Annotated in this window: 17 protein-coding genes; 11 read left to right on the forward strand and 6 right to left on the reverse strand. The window is 61.2% G+C overall.

Annotated features, from left to right (window positions below):
- Window positions 1-3: 3 nt before the first annotated feature.
- From HS961_RS15200 to HS961_RS15215, 4 genes are all read left to right on the forward strand, one after another.
- Window positions 4-309, forward strand: a complete 306-nt coding sequence (locus tag HS961_RS15200; protein ID WP_182323378.1) for a hypothetical protein — start codon at window positions 4-6, stop codon at window positions 307-309.
- A 105-nt stretch (window positions 310-414) separates the two neighbouring features.
- A complete protein-coding gene (locus tag HS961_RS15205; protein WP_238347620.1) occupies window positions 415-1,437 on the forward strand; it encodes a P1 family peptidase in 1,023 nt (340 codons plus the stop codon).
- A 42-nt stretch (window positions 1,438-1,479) separates the two neighbouring features.
- Entirely contained in the window at window positions 1,480-2,913 is a 1,434-nt protein-coding gene (locus HS961_RS15210) for a TAXI family TRAP transporter solute-binding subunit (protein WP_238347621.1), read from the forward strand.
- Window positions 2,906-3,406: a hypothetical protein gene (locus tag HS961_RS15215; protein ID WP_182323380.1), complete on the forward strand. Its 501-nt coding sequence runs from the start codon at window positions 2,906-2,908 to the stop codon at window positions 3,404-3,406. Before HS961_RS15210 ends, HS961_RS15215 begins: the two co-directional genes overlap by 8 nt.
- Window positions 3,407-3,484: 78 nt before the next feature.
- Here the strand turns inward: HS961_RS15215 and HS961_RS15220 are convergent, their stop codons facing one another.
- From HS961_RS15220 to HS961_RS15225, 3 genes are all read right to left on the reverse strand, one after another.
- The gene (locus HS961_RS15220) at window positions 3,485-3,949 is read right to left on the reverse strand and encodes a hypothetical protein (protein WP_182323382.1); all 465 of its coding nucleotides are present in this window, start codon (window positions 3,947-3,949) and stop codon (window positions 3,485-3,487) included.
- Between the two features lie 377 nt (window positions 3,950-4,326).
- On the reverse strand, window positions 4,327-4,461 hold the full coding sequence (locus HS961_RS23725; protein ID WP_272956273.1) for a hypothetical protein: 135 nt from the start codon (window positions 4,459-4,461) through the stop codon (window positions 4,327-4,329).
- 282 nt (window positions 4,462-4,743) lie between these two features.
- Window positions 4,744-6,705 (reverse strand): hypothetical protein, encoded by a 1,962-nt coding sequence (locus HS961_RS15225; protein ID WP_182323384.1) that lies wholly within the window; start codon window positions 6,703-6,705, stop codon window positions 4,744-4,746.
- A 1,409-nt stretch (window positions 6,706-8,114) separates the two neighbouring features.
- Between HS961_RS15225 and cydD the strand changes: the two genes are divergently transcribed.
- From cydD to cydX, 5 genes are all read left to right on the forward strand, one after another.
- Window positions 8,115-9,860 carry a thiol reductant ABC exporter subunit CydD gene (gene cydD, locus HS961_RS15230; protein ID WP_182323386.1) on the forward strand — a complete coding sequence of 582 codons (1,746 nt, stop codon included), beginning with the start codon at window positions 8,115-8,117 and terminating at the stop codon, window positions 9,858-9,860.
- A complete protein-coding gene (locus tag HS961_RS15235; RefSeq protein WP_182323389.1) occupies window positions 9,857-11,587 on the forward strand; it encodes an amino acid ABC transporter ATP-binding/permease protein in 1,731 nt (576 codons plus the stop codon). The genes cydD and HS961_RS15235 overlap by 4 nt, the downstream gene beginning before the upstream one ends.
- Before the next feature lie 98 nt (window positions 11,588-11,685).
- Complete coding sequence (locus tag HS961_RS15240; protein WP_182323391.1) at window positions 11,686-13,287, forward strand: cytochrome ubiquinol oxidase subunit I; 1,602 nt, start codon at window positions 11,686-11,688, stop codon at window positions 13,285-13,287.
- Window positions 13,288-13,291: 4 nt separating this feature from the next.
- The gene (cydB, locus tag HS961_RS15245) at window positions 13,292-14,446 is read left to right on the forward strand and encodes a cytochrome d ubiquinol oxidase subunit II (protein ID WP_182323393.1); all 1,155 of its coding nucleotides are present in this window, start codon (window positions 13,292-13,294) and stop codon (window positions 14,444-14,446) included.
- Window positions 14,447-14,475: 29 nt separating this feature from the next.
- A complete protein-coding gene (gene cydX / locus HS961_RS15250) occupies window positions 14,476-14,610 on the forward strand; it encodes a cytochrome bd-I oxidase subunit CydX (RefSeq protein WP_182323395.1) in 135 nt (44 codons plus the stop codon).
- A 92-nt stretch (window positions 14,611-14,702) separates the two neighbouring features.
- Here cydX and HS961_RS15255 read toward each other — a convergent pair whose 3' ends face one another.
- Entirely contained in the window at window positions 14,703-16,028 is a 1,326-nt protein-coding gene (locus tag HS961_RS15255) for a L,D-transpeptidase family protein (protein WP_182323396.1), read from the reverse strand.
- 69 nt (window positions 16,029-16,097) lie between these two features.
- The gene (locus HS961_RS15260; protein WP_238347622.1) at window positions 16,098-17,435 is read right to left on the reverse strand and encodes a tetratricopeptide repeat protein; all 1,338 of its coding nucleotides are present in this window, start codon (window positions 17,433-17,435) and stop codon (window positions 16,098-16,100) included.
- A gap of 392 nt (window positions 17,436-17,827) precedes the next feature.
- Between HS961_RS15260 and HS961_RS15265 the strand changes: the two genes are divergently transcribed.
- Window positions 17,828-19,270: a hypothetical protein gene (locus HS961_RS15265; RefSeq protein WP_182323398.1), complete on the forward strand. Its 1,443-nt coding sequence runs from the start codon at window positions 17,828-17,830 to the stop codon at window positions 19,268-19,270.
- A gap of 113 nt (window positions 19,271-19,383) precedes the next feature.
- On the opposite strand, the gene HS961_RS15270 is transcribed toward HS961_RS15265, so the two are convergent.
- Complete coding sequence (locus HS961_RS15270) at window positions 19,384-20,538, reverse strand: tetratricopeptide repeat protein (protein ID WP_182323400.1); 1,155 nt, start codon at window positions 20,536-20,538, stop codon at window positions 19,384-19,386.
- Window positions 20,539-21,109: 571 nt separating this feature from the next.
- Between HS961_RS15270 and HS961_RS15275 the strand changes: the two genes are divergently transcribed.
- The gene (locus tag HS961_RS15275; RefSeq protein ID WP_182323402.1) at window positions 21,110-26,275 is read left to right on the forward strand and encodes a hypothetical protein; all 5,166 of its coding nucleotides are present in this window, start codon (window positions 21,110-21,112) and stop codon (window positions 26,273-26,275) included.
- Window positions 26,276-26,331 lie beyond the last annotated feature (56 nt).

The raw sequence follows: 26,331 nt of genomic DNA on the forward strand, positions 1-26,331 counted from the left end.
GCCATGAACCGTTTGTTGACCCCTTTGCTCACTGCGCTGGCCCTTGCCTGCCTGGCCGATGCCAGCTGGGCACACGGTGGCGGCCACCGCCACCACCACCGCAAGGAACACAAGGAGCAGTTCTGGGACGGCAACTGCCAGGTGGAGCGCAAGTGGAAGCGCAATGGCCAATACAAAGAAAAGCGCCGTTGCCATGACCGCCCCGCCGCCTACTACGCACCGCAACCTGTCTATGCCGCCCCAGTGCTGGTAGCGCCCCGCAGGCCCGATGCCATTGTGATCAGCCCGCAGATCGTTATTCGGCCCTGATCGGCACAGACCATCTGTCCTTCGCAGCACGCTGTCAGACACCTGTTTGACAGCCCGCTGCCTGTGCCTCCACAGCGACAACCTCACTTGGCCCACAATCGGGCCATGTCTTCTACCCCCCTCCCCATGGCTCCGGTCGGCTCCATCACCTTGGTGCAAGGCATTGAAGTGGGCCACTTCACCGACACCCGCCGCCCCACAGGCTGCACAGCGATCCTGGCCCAGGCCGGGGCTGTCGGCGGTGTGGATGTGCGTGGCGCCGCACCCGGCACCCGCGAAACCGATCTGCTCCACCCCACCAACCTGGTCGAGCGCGTGCACGCCATCATGCTGGCGGGCGGCAGCGCCTGGGGCCTGGATGCGGCCAGCGGCGCGATGCGATGGCTGGAAGAACAAGGCGTGGGCCTGGACATTGGCGTAGGCCGCATTCCGTTGGTGCCCGCCGCCGTGCTGTTTGATGTGCAGGTGGGCGATATGCGTATCCGCCCCGATGCGCAAGCCGGCTATGCCGCCTGTGTGGCCGCCAGCAGCGCTATGCCCGCGCAGGGCAATGTGGGCGCTGGCGCAGGCGCAGCAGTCGGCAAAATCTTTGGCATGCACCGGGCGATGAAGGGCGGCATCGGTACCGCGTCTGTCACCGTAGATGGCATCACCATGGGTGCCATCATCGCCTGCAATGCGCTGGGCGATGTACTGAACCCGGACACCGCCCAGGTGGTGGCTGGCGCACGCAGCCCCGATGGGCGCAGCTTGATCGACACACGCCGCGCGCTGCTGCGCGGCGACCTGCCCCAGCCAGTATTGGCAGGCAGCAACACGACCATTGGCGTGATCGCCACCGACGCCATCATCACCAAGGCCCAGGCCAACCGCTTGGCGACGGTGGGCCACGACGGGCTGGCCCGCGCCATCAACCCAGTACACACCATGTCTGACGGCGACACTCTGTTTTGCCTTGGTACCGGCGCTAGCGGGCGCAGCCTGGGCATGATGGTGCTGGCCACGATGGCGGCCGAGGCCGTGGCCCAGGCCACCCTGCGAGCGGTGCTGCATGCCAATCGTTTACAAATCGAAGCCGGAGAAAACCACAAGGCCGTGCATCTGCCCAGCGCGGCTGATTTACAGTAAGCGCCATTCCAACTGCGCTGCCCGGGCAGCCCACCACAGACCATGGGTGACCGCTCCACGTCCATGCGCCAAAAAGCCTACGGGCTGCGCCAAACCCTCATCACCCTGGTGCTCAATATCCGCGATGCCGTGGTCTCCGGCGGCCCGCTGGTGATCCTGGCTGTGGCTTTGATCATCGGGGCCTACTGGTGGCTCAAGCCCAACCCGCCCTCGCAGGTCAAGCTGGCCACCGGCCCGGCCCAAAGCGCTTATGCCAGTTTTGGCGAGCAGTACCGCAGTACGCTGGCTAAAAACCGAATCCGGGTGGACCTGGTCGGCAGCGAGGGCTCCTTCGACAACCTGCAGCTGCTGCGCGAGGGCAAGGTCGATCTGGCCTTTGTGCAAGGCGGCACCGCCGAACTGACCGAGGACGACCAAGAGAGCCTGACCTCCCTCGGCGCGCTGTTTGTCGAACCCGTCTGGCTGTTCTACCGCACAGACTCTGCCCAGCGCCTGACCAAGCGCCCGCACCTGAACAGCCTCACCCAGCTGGCCGGTTGGCGCATCAATGTGGGAACCGCCGGCAGCGGCGTGCCCAACCTCTTCAACCAACTGCTGGAGGCCAACCACCTGGGCCTGGAAAAACTGCGGGTGACACACCTGACTGAGACCCCCGCCACCGTCGAGTTTCTGGCCGGCAAGATCGATGCACTGGTGCTGGTCTCCGCACCCGAATCGCCGATGGTGCAAATGCTGCTGAAAACCCCAGGCGTGCAACTGATGGATTTTCCGCAAAACGAGGCCTATGGCCGCAAGTTCAAGTTCCTGAGCCCCGTCACCCTGCCGCGCGGCATTGTGGACCTCGCCGCCAACCTGCCGCCGCAAAACGTGCACCTGCTGGCATCCACCACCTCACTGCTCGCCCGCGATGACACCCACCCTGCCATCAAGCAGCTCTTTGCCCAGGCCTCGCAGGGCATCCACAGCCAGGCAGGCTGGTTCAACCGGGCACGCGACTTTCCCAACACCCGCAGCAGCGAACTGGCCGTCGCCCCCGAGGGCGTACGCGCCATCAACGAGCCCGCTCCGCTGCTGCAGCGCTACCTGCCCTTCTGGATGGCCAACCTGGTCGAGCGCATGTGGCTGGTGCTGGGCGTCTTGCTGGCCTTTATGCTGCCGCTATCCCGCGTGGTGCCACCCCTCTACCAGTTCCGCGTGCGCTCCCGCGTCTTCAAGTGGTACGGCCAGCTGCGCGCGATCGAGCACGACATGGAGCAGCCGAACCCCGACCGTGCCAGCATCCAGGCCGAGCTGCTGGCGCTGAGCCGCAAGGTGGAGAAAATCACCGTGCCGCTGTCGTATGCGGATGAGTTGTATGCGCTGCGTAGCCATATTCATTGGGTCTTGCAGAAACTGGAGCAACAAGAGCACGGAGTTGGCGCAGCACACCCAAACAATGCAGAAAACACCGGTCACCAGGCAAATCCACATGCATAGAACTGTCGCCGCCGTTGCCCTTACCTTTGCCCTGCTCGCCGCCCACTCTGCTGCCAATGCATTTACCCCTTTCGCCCCAACGGAAAGCCAATGCGCCGCAATTTTCAAAGCAGCCGGAGATAAATACGCAGGCATGTGGCTGGGCAAAGATGGTAAATTGGTGATGGGCTTGGCATCACCGGTAGAGCTGGATCCAGAGATTCAGCAAATGCTGCATATCACATACGTCCGATACAGCATGGCGGAGCTGCAGAGGTTTCACAAGCAAGTGGTTATTAAAAAATTTAACAACAACCAGTACATCGCCGGATCGCAGATTGACTACAAAATAAACCGCATGGTTATCACAGCCCAAAAAGAGAATTTATCTAAAGCAAAAGAGCTCTTCGAGAGCCAAGGCATCGATACAAGATTCGTTCGTTTTGAAGCTCAACATACCACTGTTACTTTTATGCCCCTTATGGATGATGGCAGCTGTAAAGGTCCAATGTAGTCCATCTTGGGGAGGACGATGATTTCTCATACCGTGCAGCTTTGCACGGCGCCAATACAGTTGAGAAATTAATTAAGCTTACAAATGATGTTTTTGAAAATACCCATCATTTATAGACAACAAGAATTTCTGAATATCTGAAATTGGCAGAACCCACTCTGATATTTGGCTGTATTCTTCGAAAGTACCTTCCATTCTATCGGGCATATACCTGTCTACCGTCATGGGCGAGATGAGAAATCGTCTATAACCATAACGAATAAATCTCTCTTGAAAATAAACAAAATCACCCTCTCTGAATAAGGCCCAATAGGTAATTCCATAGCTAACAGATTCCGGCTGAATGCATGTGATAAGAGCACATCGACTGGAACGGGATGCCACAAGAAATTCAAGCGCCTCCACCCATTGCCTTTTGTAGGCTTCAGGTGACCATCTGGTGGTCATGATAGGGACTACCTCCCGATGCGCGCCGATGTCTATTTCGTAGTGAAATCCATTTTCACACTTCGTATCTTTTGATATTTTGATGTTGAATGTCATCCGACTACTCAGTCGCCTGCAAATCCACTGAATTAAGAAACACTGAATGGATAACCGCTGGTATAGCCATATCTGGGCGGTTTTACAGATAATTCAAGCCGCACCTGCAGATTTTTGCCCTTCTGGGGCATCTGCAAACGTACGCATACCTAGACTCCCAGCAGCAGTTTTCATACCAGCTACAGAATGGCCAGCGCAAACTATCGCTTGGAGATTTTAGCCGCTCGCATTTGTAGTGGAGCTGAGCGCTACTAAAGTCAAAGCGGCATTGACCAAGGTGCCGTTTCGTAAGCGCAGATTCTTGTCGCCAGGATGGCATTGACCAGTGCGAGAATCTGCAAGCCTAGTTATTTGATTTTCAAGAGGTGCCTGAAGCGCTAGATGGTGCTCTCATCGGGCATGGTGCTGATGCTCGGATCAAGCTTGGCAAAGACGGAGATGTCATAAAGCGATTTTCCCACAGTGAGGCCAGAGAGGTTGAGCCACTGCAGCAGCAGAGTGACACGTAGCATGGACTGGGCTGCAAATGCAGACCTGCCAGTGGTATTGGGGGCCAGTGGCTTTGGGGGCCAGTGAGTTTGGCAGAGTTTCCTTAGGGACCTTCTGCAAAACTCCCTGCCGTGGTCTGAACGCGGTCTCGGGCGATCCGCTGCGTTGTCTTCCTTGTAAATAGCTAAGGCTCGACTGGAAAAGACGCCTTTGCGGCTCATCCCTATCCGCGCCCATCCCCTTTGGAGAGGGTTTTGCAGAGCATCCCTAGCGCGATAATATGCTTCGGATGAGTATTCACTATTTCATTTCTGCTTAAACCTCAGCAGAATAATTACCCCAAAAATCAGGGAAAGCATAGTAATCATCCATTTATTCAATGTGGGCACGCTTGTGATCACAGGTGTTTTATTAATTGAAGCCGCATAGGGAATGGAATTATTTTCTAATTCTGGATCTGGAGTTGCGCTGCCAGCAGTTATGGTTGCCGCAATAGAACCAGCAGCGGGAGCTACGAAGCTGACGTTGCAAGAGATCGCGCTGGATACAGTTAGTGGCGTAGCAGTGGGAACCGTTGGTGTACAGCTAGTCGTTGCACCAGCTGGAAGTCCAGAAATCCCACATGTTGCAGACTCCGCTGCACTGGGTCCCGCATTCAGGCAAGCAATGCTGCCAGTTACAGTCTGCCCCTCGACAACAGCATTAGGCAGCGAAGCGCTCGCTTGCATATCTGCAGCGGGCGCGATCGCTGCGTGATAGGAGACTGCATTGTTTGCTAGAAGCGGATCAGGAGTTGCGCTGCTTGCAGTAATGGTTGACGCAATGGAGCCAGCAGCGGGAGCTACAAAGCTGACGTTGCAAGAGATCGCGCTAGATGCAGCTAGTGGGGCAGCCGTGGGAACGGTGGGTCTACAACTGGTCATTGCACCGGTTGGAAGACCAGAAATTCCACATGTTGCGGACTCTGCTGCACCAGGCCCCGCATTCAGGCAAGCAATGGTGCCAGTAACGGTTTGCCCAGCGCTGACTTGGGTAGGCAGCGAAGAACCTGCCTGCATGTCGGCAGAAGGTGTCACTTCTAATCTATTCGTGGTATCTGGAAGTGGTGGATTGATAAATTCGTACTCGCTAATATTATCTTGGTTATTCAAATAAATGCCAGCAGCAGCTGCTATTACAGGCACTGTAATGGTGCATGATGCCATACGATTAGATAAGCTGCTTGTAACCGAAATAGAATCAGCTCCTATGGGTGCTGAAATACTTGTCGACGCTGCGGGGCAGGTAGTGGTCGGAGCACCTGAAACTGTGAGACCTGAGGAGAGTGAATCCGTGAAAGACCAAGCTTCCTTTGCTAGAAGATCGCTGGTGTTGGTTATTGTGAAGACTATGCTGGAGGAATTCCCCAACTCTACCAACGGTGGATCAAATCCTTTGTCAAGTTGAGGAGTAGCATCCAAAATTTGCGCATTATCGAATGCAAAATCATTTCCATCCCCAGATCCCTGAGTATTACGGATAATATACCCGACTGAACTTCCTGTAAATTTAAAGGCTGCTGGAGAATTTAAAATTCCTGCTATTGCAGAACCAGCTAAATTATTTCCTTGAGCGCTAAATGGCACACGAGAACCATTAGTGCAGGCATCCACAACATTACGAGAAATATCTATCTCTAAACCATTCTGATCAATAAATGAAAATCGCAATAATGGATGCCCAGCGTGACAGTTAATTACAGCCGTGTCTATTGACGTTATGATAAATCGTTTGCTGGCGACCAAGGGGATATTTCTATCCGTTCTAAAAATTATTAAATCAGGACCTGGACTCCCAACTGTAAATGCAGTCACCGCATAATTATTGCGAGAAGTATTGTTTATATCCTGGCCTCTCAAAACTCCTAGCGCTTGACTTAACTGCTGTGAGGAGTTCCAACTACTCTTAATACCTGCACAGGCAGCTATTCCTATGGCTGAATCAGGATTTTGATTGAATGCGGCCAAAATTCCATTGCACATGTTCGAAGACATGGTCCAAGGCGGATCTGCCGTGTAAGCCTGATTCGCAGGGTTCAAGCCCTGATAGACAAGCAAATCAGTGACATTTGACGTTGGCGTCGGAGTCGGTAAATTTTGGAAATCCTCATGCCATACCACCAACGGATCAGCCGGCACGCCTGGAGCCGCCAAAGCCGGAAAGCTATGAATACAGCCAACTGAAATAAAAAAAGGAGAGATAATAAATTTAATGCAATTACTTATCATATAACCCTTTCGTGCGCCTATTAAAAAATGTAAAGCTGATTGAGTGAGGCTTATACCGGACTAGTTAAAGTGTAAAGAATTTTCTTGGTTGAAGATAGCTTTTTGGGGATCACAGCTGTTTACCCTGCCCCCGTAAAATTGAAGTGCAACACCAGAATCGCAGTTGACTCGCACAGCAGGCATGAATTTCCCCAATGGCAGCGGGAGGCGATGTCTCCAGCCTCACTAATAATTCGACTTCACACCGACAAAAACTTTTTATAGCTTCATCTCAGCCATACGATCCGTAATTTAATATCATTTTTAATCACAGTCAAATCTTCAATAATCATTAGTTGTGATTATTATCAAATAAAGAGATAAAATACTGACACCAACTTACAATCGGAATTCAAAAACACCCAATTAGGTTATCAACTGAAAAAATTCGGGAGATAAATTTTACCCTGCTGCGCCACCTCTCTTTGACCTGATGCTTACCCAGTCGTAAAGGGCATATATGTTCTAGTTCACCTGTGCTTGGTGACTGCCAGGCATGATTCTTTTAGCAACCAGGGTTTACTATCCAAGCCTTTACTAACACCTCGGACCCCGCAAAAATCGCGGTGCATGCGACTCAAACATGGCTGCCACCAGGCATCAGCTAGCCCAATTTGTGACATCCCTGCTTGCTCCCCATAGGTCATAAACAGAGCGTCATCCCTCATTGACCCCATATTCGTATCAAGCGGTGACCAAATTAGTTCACTTGCGGGTGTACAGGCGGCTGAAATACGCGCTCGCGCAGCATTTAGGGATCCTCTGCAGAACCCTCGCCAAGCGGGATGGATGCGGATCGGGATGAGACGCAAGGCGTCTTTTGCAGTCGAGCCGTAGCTATTGACAAGGAAGACAACGCAGCGGATCGCCCGAGACCGCGTTCAGACCATGGCAGGGGTTCTGCAGAGGATCCACAGCCAACCTCAGGCCCGCAAGACCCTCGGGCCACCTATCAGGCTTGCGCCTCCAGTCATTGCGCACTGACTTATTTGCACCCCAGTCGCCCCCAAACAACGCCCCCCGCCCCCCTCTCACACCACCTAGGGAGAACCCGCGCTGTTCTTGACTTACAGCAAGCTCTGTTCACACTCTACGCAACACAATCGGCTCAAGCTCTTGGCAAAGCGGGCCCGACGCACCGTGCTGCAGCCAGGATCGAAGACTCTTGGCTTTGCGGAAATTTCTGCTTTGTCTATGTTTCTAAAGCCTTTGATGCTCTGAATTTCGTAGCAATTTACGCATCAACGCTGGCAGACCAGTGCAACGCCTTCGACCCGCGTAGTTCGTATCAGCTATTCGATAAATTGAATTAATGAGTATCTTGGAGATACAATACTTTCAAGAATTTCTGAAAACTAAAAACTTTTCTCATGCCATCCACCCGCGCCAACCCTTCCGCCAGCAGCCCTGCTGTGGCAACGCGCCCCTCTGCACAGGGTGCGTGGTGGCAGGTGGTGGCGGCCTTGTTATGGCTGCCGCAGGCGGCGGTGATTGCCTGGGGAATTGAAGCGATTCACCAGCAAGCGGCTTGGTCGACACTGGCCAAGGCTTGCGCCCTGTTCCTGGCGCTGGGCTTGCTGCGGGCGCTGATCGATGGCTATGGGATACGGCGCGCTTTTGCGGCGGCGCGTGCCCATACGCAGCAGCTGCGGCTGCTGGCATTGCAGGCATTGGCACAGCACTCACCTCTGCATCCACAGCGCCCATCGGCCGGGCTGGCGGCCAGTGTGCTTAACGAGCAGGCTGACCACATCACGCCCTACTTTGCCCGTTACACGACGGCGCGCACCAAGGTCATGGTGGTGCCGCTGGTCATTCTGGTTTGTGTGTTCAGCTTCTCTTGGGTCGCCGGGTTGGTGCTGCTGGTGGCAGCGCCTTTGATCCCGATCTTTATGGCGCTGGTGGGCTGGCGGGCTGAGGCGGCCAGCAAAAAGCATTTGCAGGATGTCGGCAACCTGAACCAGTTTTTGCTCGATCGCCTGCAAGGCTTGGCCAGTATTCGCGGGCTGGGTGCCGTCTCGCAAGTTGCGCAGCAGCTGGCCAGCACGGCGGACCAGTTGCGTGCTAACACCATGGCGGTACTCAAGATTGCCTTTCTGTCGTCTGCCGTGCTGGAGCTGTTTTCTGCGCTGGGCGTGGCCCTCGTTGCGGTGTATGTCGGTTTTCACCTGCTGGGGCAGATCCCATTTGGCAGCTGGGGCGGCACTTTGGGATTGGCGCAGGCGATGTTTGTACTGCTGCTGTCCCCCGCGTTTTTTGAGCCGCTGCGCGAGCTGTCTGCCGTGTGGCATGACAAGGCAGCGGGCGTGGCCGCTGAGCAGGCGCTGCTCGCGCTGCAGCAGCCGGGGCCACAACTGGTGGGCGCTGGCGATGGTCACCCAGACAGCGCTGCCAACGCCAACACAGCGGCTGCACTGGCCATTGACGGCATTAGCTTTCAGTACAGCGCCGATAGCCCCCTGGTCATCAGCGCCTTGAGCGCCACGATTGAACCCGGCGAGCGCGTTGCGCTGTGGGGCGAAAGCGGCAGCGGCAAATCGACGGTGATGGCGCTAATCGCTGGTCTGGCTGCCCCCAGCGCTGGCAGCATTCACATCGATGGCCAACCCATGGATGCAGCGCATGCCGACTGCCTGCGCAGCGGCATGGCCTGGGTGGCACAAAAGCCCCATGTACTGGCCGCCAGCCTGGTGGACAACATCCGCTTGGGCCGCGATATCGATGACGACGCGCTACAACAAGCCGTGCGGAGCGCGGCGCTGGGCCCGGTGCTGGCACTGCGTGGCAACACGGTCGTGGGCGACGGCGGCCTGGGCCTGTCGGGTGGCGAGGCCCTGCGGCTGACCCTGGCACGCGCGGCCGCCACCCCCGGTTGCCGGCTGATCCTGGCCGATGAACCCACCGCGCATTTGGATGCCGAGACGGCAGCCTTTGTGCGCCAGGGCCTGCTGGACTTGGCAGCTCGCGGTGCGACCTTGGTAGTAGCGACCCATGATCCGCTGTTGGCCGCCTGCATGGACCGGCTGCTGTCGCTCGATGGCAGCCAACCGACAGACCGGACCAGCGATGCAAACACGGTTGCCAACAGCACCATCGCAGCAGGGAGCCTTGCATGAAAGCCTGGAACGCCCTGCGCCCCATCGTCCTGCTGTTTGCGCAATCGCCTTACCGCCGGCGCATGCTGCTGGGCAGCTTGCTGGCGGCCATCACGGTGTGTGCCGGCATGTCCTTGCTGGGCTTGTCGGGCTGGTTCCTCACGGCCAGCTATGTCGCGGGGCTGTCAACGGCCACGGCGGTGGTGTTTGATGTGTTTGCACCCGGTGCCGGCGTGCGCTTTTTCTCGATGCTGCGCACCGGTGCGCGCTATAGCGAGCGGGTGGTGACGCATGACGCGACCTTGCGTGTGCTAGCGGCCTTGCGGGTGCAGCTGTTCTCGCGGCTGGCCGCTGCTGACACGGCATTGGCGCTGCGCCAGCGCCCTGCCCGCTTGCTGCACCGCCTCACCGCCGATATTGATGCGCTGGATGCCGTGTATTTGCGCTTGTTGACGCCAGCGGTGTCGCTGCTGGTCAGCGCCGCCTTGACCGCCTTGGCTTTGACGATTTTCCTGAACTGGCAAAGCGGCCTGCTCGTCGGCGCCATGGTGCTGGCTGGTGGCCTGGCCTGCGTGGCCTGGTGTGTTCGCCATGGTTTTATGACCTCGCTGCGCCGCAGTTTTGCGGGGGAGCAGTTGCGGGCTGCGGTGATCGATGCCGTGGGCGCCCAGACCGAGCTGGTGATGGCCGGCGGCCTGCAGCGCCAAATGGCACGCATTGCGGCTGCGGAGCGCCAGCAGTATGCCGCCGATATTCGGCTGAACCGGCTCGAAGCCAATGTCGCCATTGCTATGGCGATGGTCGGCCACCTCGCTACCGCTGCGGCCCTGCTTTGCGCGGCTTGGCTGGCACAGCGCGGCGAGATCGGTGCGCCGATTGCTGCACTCGCCACCTTGCTGCTGCTCGCGGCACTCGAACCCCTCACCCATATCCGTCGCGGCGCCATCGAGGCCAGCCGCACCCTGCTGGCCGCACGCCGCATTGCGCCGCTGTTGGAAGACGTGCCCACCACCGCCCCCGAAAACAGTGCGCCCGCAGCGGGTCTGGCCGTGGACATGCAGGCCGTCAGCATCCAACACCCCGGCAGCCCTGCGCCCGTTTTGCAGCACTTCGATCTGCAAGTCGCCGATGGCGAATGGCTTGTGCTGGCAGGGCCCAGCGGCGCGGGCAAATCCAGCCTGATGGCGCTGATTGGCGGTGACTTGGCGCCCAGTGCCGGCCAGGTGCTGCGCCTGCCCTGCGCCAGCCTGCCCCAGCGGACAGAGCTGTTCCAGGCCATCGTGGCCGATAACTTGCGCCTGGGCCGGCCGGATGCCAGCGATGACGAACTCTGGGCCGCACTGCAAACGGCAGGATTGGCCGAGGTCATCCGCGCGCTTCCCCAGCAACTGAACACCCCCTTGGGCAGCCAGGGCGCGGGCTTGTCAGGGGGCGAATCGCGCCGCTTGGCCCTCGCCCGGCTGCTATTGCACCCAGGGCCGTTGGCCTTGCTGGATGAACCCACAGAAGGCCTGGACCGCCAGACCGCGAACCAGGTGATGACCGCTATCGCCCAGTGGCATGCAGCGCGCAGTCGCAGCGGCAGCGCCAGCCACCACGGAGCCATCGTGATGGCCAGCCATTTGCAGCGCGAGGCACGCCATGCCGACCGCATCGTATGGATCGACCCCTTGCAAGGACGCCTGGAGCAGGCGCGCCAAGGCACGGCAGCGTTTGATGCCCTGCTGCAGCGCCTGCGACCGGGCTAGACATGGACGGAGATTGCCACCCCAGCACTGATTGACGGTTTGGAACCCACGTAGTTTTTCTATCAGATCGAGCACTTACAACACGGAAGGACCAGTTCATGGATCTCGACATCGTCGGGCTATCAAGATTGCAGTTTGCACTCACAGCCCTGTACCACTTTCTCTTCGTTCCCCTGACCTTGGGGCTGTCCATCCTGATCGCCATTATGGAGACGGTCTATGTGATGACCCGGCGCGTCATCTGGCGCCAGATGACCAAGTTCTGGGGTGTGCTGTTCGGTATCAACTTCGCCATCGGCGTAGCGACCGGCTTGGTGATGGAGTTCCAGTTCGGCATGAACTGGAGCTACTACAGCCACTATGTCGGCGATATCTTTGGCGCGCCGCTGGCCATCGAGGGGCTGATGGCCTTCTTCCTCGAAGCCACCTTTGTCGGCCTGTTCTTCTTTGGCTGGGACAAGCTCTCGCCCGTCAAGCACTTGATGGTCACCTGGCTTACGGCCATCGGCACCAACCTGTCGGCGCTGTGGATTCTGATCGCCAACGGCTGGATGCAGAACCCCGTGGGAGCTGTCTTCAACCCGCAGACCATGCGCATGGAGGTCAATGACTTTGCCGCCGTGCTGAGCAACCCGGTGGCCCAGGCCAAGTTTGTACACACCGTGTCGGCCGGCTATGTCTGCGCCTCCATCTTTGTGCTGGGCGTATCGGCCTGGTACCTGCTCAAGGGCCGCCATGTGGCACTGGCCAAGCGCTCGATGACCGTGGCCGCCGCCTTTGGCCTGGCCGGTTCGCTGTCGGTCGTGGTGCTGGGGGATGAATCCGGCTACCTGTCGGGTGAACACCAGAAGATGAAGCTCGCCGCGATCGAAGCCATGTGGGAGACCGAGCCAGCACCGGCCGCGTTCACCGCCTTTGGCTTTCCCGACCAGGAAGCGCGCGAGACCCATTACGCCATCCATATCCCATGGGCCATGGGCCTCATCGGCACCCGCTCGCTCGATACCGAGCTGCAGGGCATCAACGACCTGGTCAAGCATGCGGAGGTGCTGATCCGTGACGGTATCAAGGCCTATGACGCGCTGGAGAAAATCCGCGACGCTGGCTCCACCACCACCATCTCGCCTGAGTTGAAGGAACAGTTCGAAGCCAATGGCCAGTCGCTGGGCTATGCACTGCTGCTCAAGCGCTATGTGGATGACCCACGCCAGGCCACCGACGAACAGATCGCCAGGGCGGCGTCGGACACCATTCCCCAGGTCGCGCCACTGTTCTGGACCTTCCGCATCATGGTAGCGCTGGGCATGTTCTTCATCGTGCTGACGGCCGTGTTCTTCTACCTCGCGTCGCGCGACCAGCTGGAAAACCGCCGCTGGCTGCTGTGGGTAGCGGTATGGTCCATCCCGCTGCCCTGGGTCGCCATCGAGTGCGGCTGGTTTGTGGCCGAGTTTGGCCGCCAGCCCTGGATCATTGAAGGCGTGCTGCCCACGGCCGTGGCCGCGTCCAACCTGGGCGTCACCACCCTGCTGATCACCATCCTGGGCTTTGTGGCGCTGTACACGGTGCTGCTGATCATCGAGATGAAGCTGATGCTCAAGGCCATCCAAAAAGGCCCCGAGCTGGAGCCCGAGCAGCGCGACCCGCAGCCGCTGAGCTATGCCTCGATCGCCACGGCACAACCTACCTATTCAGGAAAGTAACACCATGATCTTGCATACATTGTTGAACTACGACACCCTGCGTGTCATCTGGTGGGTGCTGCTGGGCGTGCTGCTCATCGGCTTTGCGGTGATGGACGGTTTTGACCTGGGCACCGGCATGCTGCTGCCCTTCTTGGGCAAGAACGACCTGGAGCGCCGCGTCATCATCAATTCCGTCGGCCCCACCTGGGAAGGCAACCAGGTCTGGCTGGTGCTGGGCGGTGGCGCCATCTTTGCCGCCTGGCCACAGCTGTATGCGGTGTCCTTCTCGGGCTTTTACCTGGCCATGTTCGTGATCCTGATCGGCCTGATCCTGCGCCCCGTTGCCTTCAAGTACCGCAGCAAGAACGAATCCCCCACTTGGCGCAGCCGCTGGGATTGGGCACTGTTTGCCGGCAGCTTTATCCCTGCGCTGATCTGCGGTGTGGCCATGGGCAATGTGCTGCAGGGCGTGCCCTTCCGCCTCACGCCGGAGCTGTACATCCACTACGACGGCAGCTTCTTTGGCCTGCTCAACCCGTTTGCGATTCTGGCTGGCCTGATCTCCGTCAGCATGCTGCTGATGCATGGCGCAGCCTGGCTGTGCATCAAGACCGAAGGCGCCATCGCCGCCCGTGCCCGCACCGTGGGCAGCATCTCGGCCGTCCTCACCGCCGTGTTGTTTGTGCTGGCCGGCATTGTGCTGTGGAAGTTTGTGGACGGCTACCGCATCACCTCGGTGCTGAACACCACCGGCCCGTCCAACCCGCTGTTCAAGACCGCAGCCCACGCCCCTGGCGCCTGGATGCAGAACTACCAGCAGTACCCTTGGACGATGGCAGCGCCCATCCTGGGCGTGGTGGGCAGCCTGCTCGCTGCCGTGCTGCTCCGCGCCCGCAAGGAAGGTGTGGCAATGATCAGCAGCGGTTTGGGCATTGCCGGCATCATCCTGACCGTCGGCGCCTCGATGTTCCCGATGATCCTGCCTTCGTCGGTCGATCCGCGCTTTAGCTTGACCGTCTGGGATTCGTCCTCCAGCCACATGACCTTGTTCATCATGCTGGTCTGCACCGCTGTCTTCATTCCGCTGATCGTTGCCTACACCAGCTGGGTCTACTCGGTGCTGTGGGGCAAGGTCAATGCCAAGGACATCAATGACGGCAACGGCCACGCTTACTGAGCGCAGCCGCACCTAGAAAGGATTTGCATATGTGGTATTTCTCCTGGATTCTCGGCCTGCCACTGGCCGCCGCGTTTGCTGTGCTCAACGCCATGTGGTTTGAGATGACCGAAGACCAAAAGCTGCGCCAGCAGCTGCTGGACGACCCGGACTCACAGCAATAAACAATCGCACGGGGACCTGGCGCACAGCCAGGTCTCCCCCAAAACACAAAGGCCCAAACTTCGGTTTGGGCCTTTTGCATGGGGCGGAGCGATTAGCTCTGGTTTTGCAGGTCCTCGGAGAACAAGCGCCAATCCTTGCCGACCTTGCGCCAGTACTGGCGCAGCGACAGCGGCTGCGCTTGCTCGCGGCTTTTGAGCTTGAGGTTGGCAACGCGGATCTCGCCCTTGTCGTCTTTCCAGCCGTAGGTGGAAATATCTTGCAACTCCACCTTGCGGCCTTTGAACAACCCAGCCATGCGCGTCTGCCAGGCCTGCCCTTCGGCCGAGGTAGTCCATTGCGGCGTGGCCAGCTGCAAAGCAGCCTGGGGATCGTCCTGCATCCAGGCCTGGTGCCACTGCTGCAGCACGGCCGTGAAGGCCTCGGTGTTCTGGCGGTGGGAGGCATCGCTTTGCGCCACCCACTTCAGCTGCTCGCGAATCAGCACCGGCGTCAACTTGTCCACCGTGCGCATCAGCGCAATCAAATCAGGGTTGGCCAGCACCACACAGCCATCGCTGGCCTGGGGCAGACGCGCAAACTGGTCGGGCGGCGCGCCATGCAGCCAGATGCCACTGCCCGAGCGGCCCATGGCCTTGTCCCAGTCATTGGGATAGTTCAGGGTCAGGGCACCCTTGCCATAAAACTCGGGCAGGCGCGGGCCCGCAATCTGGCGGCCCACAAAGTAGATGCCTTCCGGCGTGCGCTGGTCGCCCTCTTCGAGCTTGCCCACGCCCAGCTTGCCGACGGAGACATAAAAGCTGTCCACCAGCTGCAACTGGCCCTTGTCATGGCGCAGCAGGTAGAGGCGCGACTGGCTGGCATCAATGGCAATGACCTGGCGCACGCTGGGCGACAGTGACAAAAACTCCGACGGCACCTGGCCGGCAGCGGGCAGCGCCTGGCTGCTGTGCATGCGCCGGCGGATCTCATCTTGCAGGCCCTGGAGCTGTTCCAGCGTTTGCGCACCTTGGGCGCTGGCGGCGGCGTTGGCCAAAGCCACCGCATCCGCTGGCGCAGCAGGCGCATGTTTCACCGGCAGCAGCATGGCACGCTGGGCCACGGCTGCTGGCGTCAACGCCCCCGGCTGGCCAGAGCGAAAACGCAGCAGATCGGCATACACCAGCTGCGCCGCCTGAAAATGCGGCACATCGGCCGTCAGGCTGGCGGCTGCCTGCAAGGCCTGGTCCAGCTGTTGGTTCTGCACCAGCGCAATGATCTGCACCAGGCGCTCTTCGGCATCAGGCTGGCGGGGCTTGGCCGCAGCCGCTGCATTGGCTTGCGCAGCAGCCCGCGGCGTGGCGGGCGCGCCTGCGGCCAACGCCGCACCCGCCGTTGCCACCCAGGCTGCGCTGAGCCAAAACTGCTTGCAAAAAGGCATTGCCTGTGATTCCTTCTACTGACTTCTGTGCGGACCAGCGGCGATCATAGCCTGAGCTGCTTTTACTGGTCAGCCGCCGGTGGTCTCGCGCAGGATGCGCCAATGGCCTTTTTCCAGGCGCATCACCAAGGTTTTGCGGGTCGTCGTCTTGAGCGAGCCGGCCGCATAGTACTGGCGGAACTTGGCCGTTGCCTGCTCGCCATCGACGCTGACCTGCAGGTTGCGCACATTCACCACAATGGCCTGCTTGCCCACGATGCGTTGGCGGCGCTCTTCCTTCCAGGCGCTCAGGCTGCCGCCACCGGCCGGGCTGAAATGGTCGCTATAGGCGGCCAAGTAGCCGGGCATGTCTTTCTTCTCCCAGGCCGTGGCCCAGCTGTTGACGACGCGCTCCACATCGAGCTTGGCGGTATCCCGCGCTGGCTTGGGCTTGGTTTCTGCCACCGGTGCTGCCGGCTTGGCGCCCGGAGCGGCGGCCACAGCCTTGGCGGGCTCGGCAGGCGCTGGAGCGGCTGCTGGCGTGGGCGCAGGTGCCGGAGCAGCCTTGGGCGCCGGGGCCGGCGTCGCTGCAGGTGCCGGCGCCGGAGCGGGCACCGCTGCTGCCTTGGCGGGAGCCGGAGCAGGCGTGGGTGCCGCTTGGGCCACTACAGCTGGTGCAGGGCTAGGCACAGGTGGTTTGGGGGCTGCAATCGGGGCCGGTGGTGGGGCTGGCGCTGGCACGGGAGCGGGTGCAGGCGCAGGTGCTGGTGCTGGTGGCGGAGGTGGAGGCGGCGCCACAGGTTTAGGCGGCACATCCGCACGGGCCTGCACCAGGGCATTCTTTCCGTTGGCAAGCGAGGCCGGAACAATCTGCGTAATCAACGCCAGTTGGGGACCCGTTGGCTTGGGCGCGCCTTCCAGCTGCAGCGCCTTGGCATAGGCGTCGCTGGCCATGCGGGCATACAGATCGCCCAGGTTCTGGTGCGCCGTCGTGTAGCTGGGGCTGGTGCGCATCGATTGCTCCAGCGCCTGTGCGGCCTTGCGGTCCTGGCCATCAGCGGCATAGAGGACGGCCAGGTTGTTATAGGGCTCGGGCATGCCCGGGTAATCGCGGGTCAGTTGCTGGAAGATCTTGATCGCCTGCGCATGCTGCTTTTGCTCGGTGGCAATCACGCCGCGCAAAAAACGCATTTCCACATCGGCGGGTTGCTTGCGCAGGTAGGCATCGGCCTCTTTGGCGGCCTGTGCGGCCTTGCCTTGCTGCAGCAACTGCGCCACCTCGTTCACCGCAGGCGATGTGGGCACGGCCTGTACCTGCCATGCGCTGCCTCCCATCAGCAAGCCTACGCAGACCGCCGCCCAGCGCTGGCGAAAGAAGACGGGCACCCGGAATCGCAGGGAAGAACGCGCTGGAAAAGCACTTTGCATGGGGGGAGTTTCTCGTTGCAGTGGACCAAAGCCGCAGAAAACAGCCAGAAATCTTGCTTGCCTGTTGGCCACAAAAGCCGCGCCAGGTGAGCGGTCAAAACCGGCCGATTATACAGACCCGAGCTGCGCCAAGGGCCTGCCGCCAAAGGGCTAAACGCTCCCGGCACAACACAGGAACGTTACGTAACACCTCCGTAACAACTGGGCCAAAAACAGCCACTCCAACACAATGGCTTGCCCATGTAAAACAAAAATATATATACAAAACAATGCACTTTGAAATTTCAGAGATGTAACAAAAACAGGGTGCTGCACTGGCACGGGAGTTGCACAACTTAGCGCAAGGCCTGGGCAGTTACCCATCGGCCAGCCCTTTGCCCGGAGACCTGCACATGACTCAAAACGCTCCCTTGCTCAGCCCAGAGGTCTGCGAAACCCTGTTCGATGGAGCGCTAGAGCGCCACCAGTGCATGGAGGTGCACTGCGCACCGGGCCTCGCCCACCAGTTGAACCTGGCGGCGCGCTTTGTGGCGCAGCAGGCTGTCGATCTGCCCAAGCCCTATGCGGGCTGCCTGATGTTCTTCACCATCACCGCGCAGAACCTGCCCATCACCAGCTTCAGCATCCAGCAGCCCAGCATAGCGGCCGCCTGGGATGAAGGAGCCGCCCGCTTGCGCCAATGGGCCTGGGCTTTCAACGCCAGCAGCGTGGAGCTGCGCATTGACTGGGCCACAGCCGTGCTGCCGCTGCCCGGCGATGACCCACAGGATGCCTTGGCGGATCTGAGCAAATCCTGGAGCCTGGCCGACAATGCGCAGGAGCGCGCCGAGATGCTCGCCTTGCTCAGCCACCGCATGACGCGCTCCCTCGCTCGCCTGCAACTGCTGAGCGATCCGGTGCCCGCCAGCACCCAAGGCCGCTGGCAACTGCTGCTGGAGGGCCTGCATATCAGCCCGCTCGGCGAGATGCGCACCCTCCCGCGCTACGACCCTTCTGCTCCCCGCAACAGCCATGGCAGTGCCGCATCCGCCATCTACCAGGCCACCCAGGACTTGCTGGCCCGCAGCCAAAGCGAAGATGGCAGCTGGCCCGAAGCCAGCACCCTGATCGACCACCTGGGCATCAGCTACGCGCTGCTGCTCACCCAGCGCCAAGGCGGGCCCACGGAGGCCTCGTCCATGACCGTGCACCGCGCCATCGCCTACCAGGTCGAGCAAATGCAGCGCTGGAGTCTGCATGAATGCGGCAGCGACCTGCTCAAGGCCATGAGCCTGATCGTGCTGGTGCAGTATGTCCACCTCTACCCCGGCGCCGGCTGCGCCACGCCGCTGCGCGACCTGATCGGCCTGCTGTCGCAGCAGCTCCATGGCAAGGCGGGCCGTGGTGCGGTCGCCTCCGCCCCCTGGGCCCAACTAGCATTGCAAAGCCTGCAAAAGAGCGGACAGCAGCCTTCGGAAGGCCAGGCCCCCGACCACAGCGCGCTGGATGGAGACAGCCAATGGCTGCACGCCGCCTGGCAGCAGCTGCAGGCGCTGGCGCACGACGAGGAGCACAGCAAGCTGCACCCCGAGCCCTGGGTGTCTGCCGCGCTGATGGAGTGCTCCATGCAGCATGGCAAACCGCTGTTCGCCAGCCACGCGCAGCGCAGCCAGTTTCTGAGCGGCATGCAGTCCCTGTTCAAGACCTGCTACCAGCGCATGGTCTGGCCCAAGCTGCCCCACCTGCCCGCCAGCCGCCAACGGCATGCGCCCGTCACCGATTGCCGCGTGGCCAGCCAGCTGCTGATCACCATCAGCGCGGCGGTGAACTTCTCCAGCCTGTCGCAAGCGCGCTGATAGGTACCCGGCAGCCACGGCGGTGGCGCTGCCTTCTCGCGCTGAATGCCCTCCCGGCAAATAGCGCCTGCTCCCAAAGGGCAGGCGCTATTTGCCTTGTTCAGTGGCTGCGATCAACGCCCGACCGTCTCACTCACTATGCGCCACTGGCCCTGGTCGGGCTGCAGCACCAAGGTCTTGCGGGAGGTGCTTTTAAGCGCGCCGGCCACATAGGCTTGCACAAAGCGGGCCGTGGCACGCTCGCCGTCGACGGCCACTTGCAGGTCGCTGAGCGACACGCTGATGTCGCGCTTGCCCTCGATGCGCTGGCGGCGCGACTGCTTCCATGCCGCCAGGCTGCTGCCATCGGCTGGCTTGAAGGCAGGGCTGTAGGCGGCCAGATAGGCATTCATGTCTTGCTGGGCCCAGGCCTTGGCCCAGGCTTGCACAGCAGCCTCCACCGCTGCGGGGGAGGCATCCAGCGCCTGCGCGGCCTTGGCCGCAGGGGCTGCATCGGCCGGGCTGGCGCTGGCCGCTGACCGGGCCGCTTCCGCAGCAGCCAGCTGCAAGGGCGTGGCGGATGAGATGCGTTCAGCCACGGCGGGCTCTGGCTTGCGGGCCGGGGCTGCCGGCTGTACGGGGGTCAAGACGGGAGCCGGAGCCGCTGCCGCAGAAGGCATGGCGCTTGCCGCTGGCAACGCGGCCACCGGAGCCGCAGCGCCCGCCTTGCCGGGGGCGATCTGGGCCATCAGCGCCTGCTTGGGTGCAATGCCTTGGCGGGTGCCGTCCAGCTCCAACGCCTTGGCATAGGACTGGCTGGCCATGCGGGCATACAGATCACCCAGGTTCTCGTAGGCGGTCGCATAGCCCGGCTGGGCGCGGATCGCCTGGTCCAGCGCATCCACGGCCTTGCGCTCCTGGCCCTGGGCGGCATAGAGCACCGCCAGGTTGTTATAGGGCTCGGGCATGGCGGGGTAATCGCGCGCCAGTGCAGAAAAGATCTGGATGGCCTGCGGCAACTGTTTTTGCTCCGTGGCAATCACGCCGCGCAAAAAACGCATCTCGGCGTCGCCGGGGTTGTGCTGCAGAAATGCATCGGCCTGCAGCGCCGCCTGTTCAGGCTGCCCCTGCTCCAGCAGTTGGGCCACCGTATCCACTTCACGTGCGGCATGGGCGGGCAGTGCCAGCACCAAGGCGGTACCACCTGCGCACAGCGCAGCCACCAAGTTGGGCAAACGGGCCTGCAATAAACGAAAAGGGGGAGAGAAATGGCGAGACGCAATGCGCATAGATGGCTTTTTAAAAGTCATGACAACAGAAAAGAGGCAATGAACTGGCTCAGAGATGCTTGGTGAAAACGCCTTGCCGTGGTTTGAACGCGGGCTTGAGCGATTCGCCGCGACACCACCGACTAAGGGTTATCCAGAGTATTTACAGGGTGACTGGATGAGCGATGTGGAATGCAGACCAAGGACAGCAGAAATAGTATGCGAGCCCCGCAGCTGATTCATTATGTAAATTTTTATGGAGACACCGGAATCATGATTTAAATACTATTTATACAAAACCAGCAGGCATCCAAAGAAATGCTCCGGCATAAATCCGGAACGTTACGTAACGCCAGCGGGAACAGCATTGGACATAGCTTTAATGGCTATTTTGACCATAGCTTTTTAATTGGAATACATGCTCTTGATAATATATTTATTCATTTATTTCAATGACTTATGAAATAGCAAAAGAACACATATAAAAAGCAAATCTCTGGCACGCAAGTTGCACTGCCTCCCTCAGATAAGCCTCGCGAGGCGAGTCGGAGCCCTTGCGTTTGATATTCCAATCTCCAACAGGACAGAGAACATGACCACCTCTACCGCCCTCCCTTCCAATACCGCAGCTGCCGCACTGGCAACCCACGGCATCGCCTCCCAATCCGGCAGTGGCGCGGCGATGGCCGCATCTGCCAAAGGCACGCCCGCCACCCTGTCCCAAGCCAGTGCCGGCGTGCAGATCGTGCGCGATGGCCAGACGATGGCTGCGCAGGCAGGCACCGCCTTGCAGGTAGGCGACAAGATCATCGTCCCGGCCGATGGGAGTGCGCAGGCGCAGTTCAGCGGCGCGGGTGGCCAGAAACTGGTCGGTACTTTCGCCGGTGGCACCGAGGCTACCCTGGGTTACCAGGCAGGCTCGGACGGTGCTGGCGCCATGGCCCTGGATTTGGCTTCGGGCAAGGTCGATGTCGCCCCTGCCAACGACGACAGCAACGCGCTGGGCCTGATCGTGACCCAGGAGTCGATGGAGGCAGGTGGCTCTACCTTGGGCGATTTTCTGCTGGCCGGTCTGGTCGGCATTGGTGGCGGCGCGCTGATTGCTGCAGCCTTGGACAGCGGTGATGACGACGACGACCGTACGCCTCCCGTCAACCCCACCAACCCCACCAACCCCACCAACCCCACCAACCCCACCAATCCCACCAATCCGACCAACCCTACGGATCCGACCAATCCAACGAACCCGACCGATCCGACCACCCCCACGGATCCAACAAACCCTACGGATCCCACCAATCCAACCAACCCAACGAATCCGACCAATCCAACGGATCCGACCAACCCAACCAACCCAACCAACCCAACCAATCCAACCAATCCAACCAATCCAACGAACCCCACAAATCCGACCAATCCAACGAATCCGACCAATCCCACAAATCCAACGAACCCAACGAATCCAACGAATCCGACCAACCCGACGGATCCTACGAACCCGACCAATCCAACCAATCCTACGGATCCAACGAATCCGACCAACCCAACGAACCCCACTAATCCGACCAACCCGACGGATCCTACAAACCCGACCAATCCAACCAACCCCACGGATCCCACCAATCCGACGAACCCCACCAACCCTACGAATCCGACGGACCCCACCAATCCGACGAATCCGACCAACCCAACCAACCCTACGGATCCAACCAATCCGACGAACCCGACCAATCCTACGGATCCAACCAACCCTACGAACCCCACCAATCCGACCAACCCCACGGACCCAACCAATCCGACCAACCCAACCAATCCGACTAATCCAACGGACCCTACCAATCCGACCAATCCAACCAACCCCACGGATCCAACAAATCCGACCAACCCTACCAATCCAACGGATCCGACCAACCCCACCGATCCCACGGATGGCCATGGTCTGATCACCTCGGTCGAGGATGTCCTGGCCGCGCTGGGTGGTGGCACCTTGGTGGCACCGGTGACGGATCTGGTGAACTCGTTGATCAACCCATCGACGGGAACCCTGGCGGTGGTGACCAGCGTGCTGGAACAGTTGACCAATACCGATGGCGGCCCGCTGGGTGTGCTGACCGAGCTGGTCGATGGCCTGGTCAATATCCAGGACCAAGGGCTGGAGCCACTGGTGGCAACCCTCAACCAGCTGATTGCCGGTCTGGGCGACCCCACGTCCACCGAAGGCATCCCCGGTCTGGTGAACCAGGTACTGGGTGGTCTGCTGGGTGAGAACAGCCCGCTGGGCGACTTGCTCGCCGGTGTCGGCGGTCTGCTGGGCGGCTTGCTGGGCGGTGGTTCCGGTACGCCTCCCGGAGGTACGGATGGCCCTGGCATCGTGACCACGGTGCAAGAAGTGGTGGACGGTTTGCTGGGCGGCACGGTGGCCGAGCCCGTCGGCCAGCTGATCGACAGCCTGCTGCACCCGACCGATGGCACCTTGGCAACGGTGACAGGTTTGCTCGAAGGCCTCACCAGTGTGGAAGGTGGTCCTCTGGGAGTTCTGACCGAGTTGGTCAATGGCCTCACCCAAGTGGACGGCCAGGCACTGCAACCGCTGATTGGCACCTTGAACGAGCTGATTGCCGGCTTGGGCAGCATTGGTGAAGGCGGCATCGGTGGCGGTCTGATTGGCTCCATCGTGGACAGCGTCCTGGGCGGCTTGGTGCCCGGCGGTGGTGGCACCGACGGCGGCCTGGTGACGACGGTACAAGATGTCGTCGATGGCCTGCTCGGCGGCACCGTGGCAGAACCGGTGGGCCAGTTGCTCGACAGCCTGCTCAACCCCGGCAACGGCACGCTCGCCACCGTGACTTCGGTGCTCGAAGGCCTGACCTCGGTAGACGGCGGCCCACTGGGCGTGCTGACCGAGCTGGTCAGCGGCCTGACCCAGGTCGAAGGCCAGGCGCTGCAACCGGTCATCGGCACCTTGAACGAGCTGATTGCCGGCTTGGGCAATGTGGGTGAAGGCGGGCTGGGCGGCGGCATCATCGGCACCATCGTCGGCGGTGTGCTGGGCGGTCTGGTACCCGGCGGCGGCGCCACCGATGGCGGCCTGGTCACCACCGTGCAGGATGTCGTCGACGGCCTGCTGGGCGGCACCGTGGCAGAGCCTGTGGGCCAACTGCTTGACAGCCTGCTCAACCCCGGCAGCGGCACCCTTGCCACGGTCACCAGCGTGCTGGAAGGCCTGACCTCGGTCGAAGGCGGCCCACTGGGCGTGCTGACCGAGCTGGTCAGCGGCCTGACCCAGGTCGACGGCCAGGCGTTGCAACCGGTCATCGGCACCCTGAACGAGCTGATTGCCGGCTTGGGCAGCATCGGTGACGGTGGTGCCGGCGGCGGCCTGGGCGGTGGTCTGATCGGCAGCATCGTCGGCGGTGTGCTGGGCGGGTTGGTCCCCGGTGGCGGTGCCACCGACGGTGGCTTGATCACCACGGCGCAGGATGTCGTCGACAACCTGCTGGGCGGCACCGTTGCCGAACCCGTAGGCCAGCTGCTCGACAGCCTGCTCAATCCCGGCAATGGCACCTTGGCCACCGTGACGAATGTGCTGGAAGGCCTGACGTCGGTCGATGGCGGCCCGCTGGGCGTGCTGACCGAACTGGTCAGCGGCCTGACCCAAGTCGATGGCCAAGGGCTGCAACCGGTCATTGGCACCTTGAACGAGCTGATTGCCGGCCTGGGCAGCATCGGTGACGGCGGTGCTGGCGGCGGGCTGGGTGGTGGCCTGATTGGCACCGTAGTCGGCGGCGTGCTGGGCGGTCTGACGGGCGGCAATGGCGGCCTGCTCGGCGGCCTCACCGGAGAAAGTGGGCTGCTGGGTGGCCTGACTGGCGAAGGCGGCCTGCTCGGGGGACTGCTGGGCGCCGGCTCCGGCGGTAGCGACGGCAGCGGCGTGGTGACCACCGCGCAGAACATCGTCGGCGATCTGGTCGGCGGCACGGCCGCAGCACCGGTCAACGCGGTGGTCGGCAGCTTGCTGGATCCACAAAGTGGCGCATTGGCCCCTGTCACCAGCGTGGTCGAAAGCCTCACGAATACCGGCAGCGGCCCGCTCGGCACGGTTACCTCGGCCGTCAATGGTCTGACCCAAGTGCCCGGGCAGGCGCTGGAGCCGGTGGTTTCTGCTGTACACGATGTTGTCGCAGGTCTGAGCGGCGGCCTCAGCGCTGAAGGTGGCCTGCTTGGCGGCCTGACCGGCAACGGCGGTCTGCTGGGCGGTGTCGTCGGCGGCAATGGCGGCCTGCTGGGCGGCCTCACCGGAGAAGGCGGTCTGCTCGGTGGTCTGACCGGTGACGGTGGCCTGCTGGGCGGTGTGGTTGGTGGCGAAGGCGGCCTGCTTGGCGGCCTGACCGGTGACGGTGGTCTGCTGGGCGGTGTCGTCGGCGGCAATGGCGGCCTGCTGGGCGGCCTGACCGGCGAAGGCGGCCTGCTCGGCGGTCTGACCGGTGACGGCGGCCTGCTCGGCGGTGTCGTCGGCGGCAATGGTGGCCTGTTGGGTGGGTTGACCGGTGACGGTGGTCTGCTGGGTGGCTTGCTGGGCAATGGCTCTGGTGGTGCCGATGGCAGCGGCGTGGTCAGCACGGCGCAAAACCTGGTCGGTGATCTCGTCGGCGGCACGGTGGCTGCACCGGTCAACGCAGTGGTCGATACCCTCCTGGATCCGCAAAGCGGCGTCCTGGCGCCGGTGACCAGCATCGTTGAAGGCCTGACGAACACCGGCAACGGCCCACTAGGCGTCGTGACCTCGGCCGTTGATGGGCTCACCCAGGTGCCTGGCCCGGCACTGGAGCCGGTCGTCGCTGCGGTGCACGATATGGTCGCGGGTCTGAGCGGCGCCACCTCGGGTGGCGCGGTCGGCGGCTTGCTGGGCGGTTTGACAGGTGAAGGCGGTTTGCTCGGCGGCGTGCTGGGTGGCAACGGTGGGCTGCTGGCTGGCGTCACCGGCGAAGGCGGCTTGCTCGGCGGTGTCGTCGGCGGCAATGGCGGTCTGCTCGGTGGCCTGACCGGTGACAGCGGACTGCTAGGCGGCCTGCTGGGCTCCGGCACCGGCGGCGCCGATGGCAGCGGTGTGGTAACCACGGCGCAAAACCTGGTCGGCGATCTGGTCGGCGGCACGGTGGCAGCACCGGTGAACGCCGTGGTCGACACCTTGCTGGATCCGCAAAGCGGCGTCCTGGCACCGGTGACCAGCGTGGTCGAGAACCTGACCAGCACCAGCAGCGGCCCACTGGGTGTGGTGACCTCGGCGGTCAATGGCCTGACCCAGGAAACGGGCCAGGCGCTGGAGCCAGTGATTTCGACCGTGCACGATGTGGTCGCAGGTCTCGGTGGTGCCACCTCCGGCGGCACGGCGGGCCTGGGCGGTGTGGTCGGCGGCCTGCTGGGCGACCAGGGTGTGCTGGGCAGCGTGCTGGGCTCCAGCGGCACAACCGGTGGTCTGCTGAGTGGCCTGACCGGCAACAGTGGCCTGGTCGGCGGCTTGCTGGGTGGCAACAACGGCCTGCTCTCGGGCATCACCGGTGAGCACGGCGTCGTTGGCGGACTGCTGGGTGGTCAGGGTGTGCTTGGCGGTTTGCTCGGCGGCACGGCAGCGCCGCATCTGGCAGCCAGTAACGACAGCAGCGCCCTGCAGCCGGTAGCTACCGCCATCAGCAGCGTGGCCAGCGGTGATGCACACAGCGTGCTGCCGCAAGACCTGTTGCACCACCAGCTGGCCTGACAACCAGCGCGCTCCGCGTTGACCAGTGACCCGCTTCCATCCCATGGGTCTGCAGC

The sequence above is a fragment of the Comamonas piscis genome (genome assembly GCF_014109725.1).
Lineage (GTDB): Bacteria > Pseudomonadota > Gammaproteobacteria > Burkholderiales > Burkholderiaceae_C > Comamonas > Comamonas piscis.